The sequence below is a fragment of the Polyangium fumosum genome, from assembly GCF_005144585.1.
Classification (GTDB): Bacteria; Myxococcota_A; Polyangia; order Polyangiales; family Polyangiaceae; genus Polyangium; species Polyangium fumosum.
Genome location: NZ_SSMQ01000169.1, coordinates 1 through 3,595, shown reverse-complemented (window position 1 = coordinate 3,595; position 3,595 = coordinate 1). Strand labels below are relative to the sequence as shown.

General features: G+C 62.9%; 4 protein-coding genes. 3 read left to right on the top strand and 1 reads right to left on the bottom strand.

The features are described from left to right. Positions 1 to 460: 460 nt before the first annotated feature. The 3 genes from E8A74_RS51510 (at position 461) to E8A74_RS56280 (ending at position 3,444) form a co-directional block, all read left to right on the top strand. The gene (locus E8A74_RS51510) at positions 461 to 1,777 is read left to right on the top strand and encodes a hypothetical protein (RefSeq protein WP_136936562.1); all 1,317 of its coding nucleotides are present in this window, start codon (positions 461 to 463) and stop codon (positions 1,775 to 1,777) included. Between the two features lie 80 nt (positions 1,778 to 1,857). Further along, the gene (locus E8A74_RS51505) at positions 1,858 to 2,970 is read left to right on the top strand and encodes a hypothetical protein (protein WP_136936561.1); all 1,113 of its coding nucleotides are present in this window, start codon (positions 1,858 to 1,860) and stop codon (positions 2,968 to 2,970) included. A 126-nt stretch (positions 2,971 to 3,096) separates the two neighbouring features. Beyond that, positions 3,097 to 3,444, top strand: a complete 348-nt coding sequence (locus E8A74_RS56280; RefSeq protein ID WP_170230029.1) for an IS5 family transposase — start codon at positions 3,097 to 3,099, stop codon at positions 3,442 to 3,444. Here the strand turns inward: E8A74_RS56280 and E8A74_RS54480 are convergent. Next, positions 3,373 to 3,595 (bottom strand): hypothetical protein (locus E8A74_RS54480; RefSeq protein ID WP_211365657.1); only part of this gene is annotated, 223 nt, incomplete at its 5' end. The two genes, E8A74_RS56280 and E8A74_RS54480, sit on opposite strands and share 72 nt — an antisense overlap.

The window sequence follows — 3,595 nt, the reverse complement described above, 5'->3', positions numbered from 1 at the left end:
ATATGTCGCCAGCCGTGAAAATGTACCGACGGCTGGACCGACGCTGGTTAAATTGATCCCACAAAGTGGGATGTTGGAGCCGATGGTCCTACCGGATGGTTTATGGGATGACTTCTACTCCTCTTCCCCGACCCGCCGAAGCTCGTCCGGATGCCGTCCGTCTACGTCGTCGCGATTGCCGAACGGGCCTTCCATGGCCACGAGGTCATCCAATGCAGGATCCCAGTCCCCGAACGCACGCGGACCTGTGATCCGATCGAACGCCTACAGCCGCGCTCCACACCGACGCCGGATCCCGCGCTGCCGCCCGAGGCAGACGAGCGGCTCGACGCGCTCCGCGGAGGAAACACCCACACGAAAAGCGGCGCAAGTCCGGCCGATTTGTTGCGCTGAATCGTTCCGAGGGTTCGTAGCTACAAACCCACTTGACCCCGTGTGCAGGTTTGTCTACGGTCGTCCCATGGTATCGGGACGTCTGGCGGTGGTTGTTGTCGCGAGTGGTCTTGGGCTCGCCGCACCCGTGCTCGCCGACGACACGAGCACGGCGCAGGGCGTGGATCCAGCGACGATCTCTGCTGCCGCGGATGAGATACGCTTCGCCGAGTATGCGTCACGCGGCGATCGTGCAAGGGCCGCTGGAAAGATCGGCGATGCAGTGATCGCCTATTCGGATGCTCTCGCGATCCGCTCCGATCCCCTCATCGCCGGCCGTCTCGGGATGTTGCTCGTGAAGATGGGGCGACACGCGCAAGCGGCCGATTTGCTCCATACTGCCGTCAATCGTGATTGGAGCGCTTCCCCCACAGAGCGAAAGGCGTTTACTACCGCATACGGCATCGCGCGTGATGCGGTGTGCATGGTCGACGTGCAGGTGAGCCACGCACCGGAGACGACCACGATCGATGGGAAGCCGTGGAATCGAGCGCGAATGAACGCGTTTTTTGTCTTCCTTTCGCCAGGCGAGCACGAGATCCGCGCGACCCTCACGGGGTATCGGGACGGGCGCGCGGTGTTCACGGCGTGCAAGGGCGGGAGCATGGACGTCCCTGTCACCCTGACGCCGCTCCCCCCGGATCCTCCCATCGAGCCCACCCCAGCGCCCAAGGCTCCCCCGGAGCCAGCGGCCATCCCACGGCCGCCCGGTCTTCCAGAGGTACGCATGGAGCCGCTTGGGGAGCCTCGGCTAGGCATGGCTGGGGCGGTAGCGGTCGTGGATGGGAAGCCGTTGCCGAAGCAGGAGGATCCGTATGGGTATGACGATACCCCGGGGGGCGATGGTAAGAAGTCGGGGGTGAGGGGTTCGATTGGCGCGGGGCCGGTCATGGTGCTGGGGGTGGCGTCGTGGGCTCCGGCGGTCGGCGTCGTCCTTTCCGGCAGTGTCCGATTGATGCCGGTCCTGTCTTTAGACTTGGATGCACGTGCTGCGTGGTTAACCAGCGGCATTGGCGGCCGACCACTACAGGCAATGACAGCAGGTGGCATTGCTAGCATCTGTGGTCATTGGCATTGGCTGTTTGGTTGTGCATCCGGGCACTTAGGGATCATTCGGGTGGAGTCGACACAAGACATATTCGCTAACTCTTCGTTCACGTGGATGAAGCCCGGTTTAGGCGGCAGGCTAGGTGCGCAATGGGTGGGATCTAGGCTTGGTGCGCGGCTTAGTGTCGAATTGATTGGTTTCGCTAGTCGTACACGCATCGATATCGAACGCACCACGATCGCCGATCAGCCAGCCGTTATGGCGGGGGTTTCGGCTGTGGGGCTCTGGTCGTTCTAACTCTGGCCCGTTATGGAGGTATTATGTTCACGCGTCGCCTTCCCATTGTAATAACCGTCGGGTTCGCTATTCCAATTGGTATGGTATGGCAAGGCTGCGGCACGATCTCGGATGTTGGTACGTACATCTGCGATCCGGATGCCTTCTTCCCTGACCCTGCATGCATTCGCGATGCCGGAGCCGATGCGGACGCCGAACCACAAGCCGCATGCGAGGCGCAAGGCGGTGAATGCGTCGAGATCCCCGACGACTCCGAGACCCCGGCGGGGTTCTGGAGTCAGGTTCCGTGGGCCGTCTGGATCGGCCCGGCCCAAGACATGCCGAAGGGGTGCCCCTTCGTTGGAGGCGAACAGTTCAAGCTCTACGCCGGCCTCACGGCTCCCACCATGCAGTGCGACCCCTGCGAGTGCCAGAAAGCGACGGGGCAATGTAGCGGCGTCCCGGGGTCGATCACGATCGGGGCCGGAATGTGCGGCGCGGTGGGGGTGCCGTCGCTCCCTTTTGACGGTGTGGGGGGGTGGGATGGGAGCTGCACGAATGCGAACGCGTTACCCACTGGGGCGGAGTGTCCCCCGGGGAGCGGCGTCCCCTGCGCGCAGTCGATCACGTTCTCGGCGCTTCCGGCTCCGGTCAACGAGAAATGCGATGTCAAGCCATCGGACATCATCAAGTTGGGCGGGACGAGGATCACGGAATGGGAGACGGGCGCGCTCGCCTGTCGGTCGAGCCTCGACACGTCGCTCTGTGGCACGGGGGATCAGCTCTGCGTCCCCAAGGTGCTCTACCCCTACCGTCAATGCATCTGGCAGAAAGGGAAGCATACGAAATGCCCCAAGCCCTACAATTGGGAGCTTCCCCGGACCATGTACCCGTTTCAGCCCAAGGAATCGCGCAATTGCACGGCCTGCACGTGCGGTGCTCCGCAGGGGGGGGCGTGTGTTGCCACGTTGCGGCTCTTCGATGACGGGGCGTGCGGGTCGGAGTTCCACCAGCGGATCGTTTCATCCGTGGACGGCGCGTGCGATGTCATCTTCCCAGCCGGCCGGGCGATGGGCGGGAAGGCAATCACGGATCACGCGTACATCGCCGGCACGTGCGAGGCGGGTGGCGGGGAGCACATCGGCGAGGCGATCGAGGATGACGAGAACGCAGTGACCTTCTGCTGTAGAGAGTCGTACATCTTCGCAGAGTAGCCCAGCGTAAGCGCTGGTTTTTGCTAGAAGTCATCTCATAAACCATCCAGTAGGTCCATCAGCTCCAACATCCTACTTTGTAGGATCAATCGAACGAGGGATGGTCCAGCGGTCGGTACATTTCTCGTGCTGGCGACATATGCAGGTGTGGACCTGACAGACCCTCAGTGGGCGCTCCTCGAGCCTCTTATCCCTGCGCCTCGCGTGCGCGCCGATCGCCGCGGGAGGCCGTGGAAGGATGCGCGCGAGGTGCTCAATGGCATCTTGTGGATCTTGCGCACCGGTGCTCGATGGGCTGACCTGCCCGAGAGATATCCATCCTACCAGACGTGCCATCGACGGTTTCAGCAGTGGTCGAAGGACGGCACGCTCGAAAGGATCCTGTACGCCTTGGCCGGGGACTTACGGGACCGAGGGCAGATCGACTTGAGCGAGGCGTTTGTAGACGCTCACCCAAATCCGCGGAAAACGTGACCACGAGTTCGGCCTGGTGGGCGTCACGGCGCGTGTCGAGCCCTGGGGCGAGAAGTTCGTCACGGCGACAAACCGCGCGTAGGACGGGGGCTTGCGGGCGCCTTGTAGAAAGACGAAGGCCGGGAGCGCTACCTCCCGGCCTTCCGTGTCG

Coding starts and splice junctions, on each gene's coding strand:
- E8A74_RS51510 (WP_136936562.1), top strand. CDS start 461: ATGGTATCGGGACGTCTGGCGGTGGTTGTTGTCGCGAGTGGTCTTGGG.
- E8A74_RS51505 (WP_136936561.1), top strand. CDS start 1,858: ATGGTATGGCAAGGCTGCGGCACGATCTCGGATGTTGGTACGTACATC.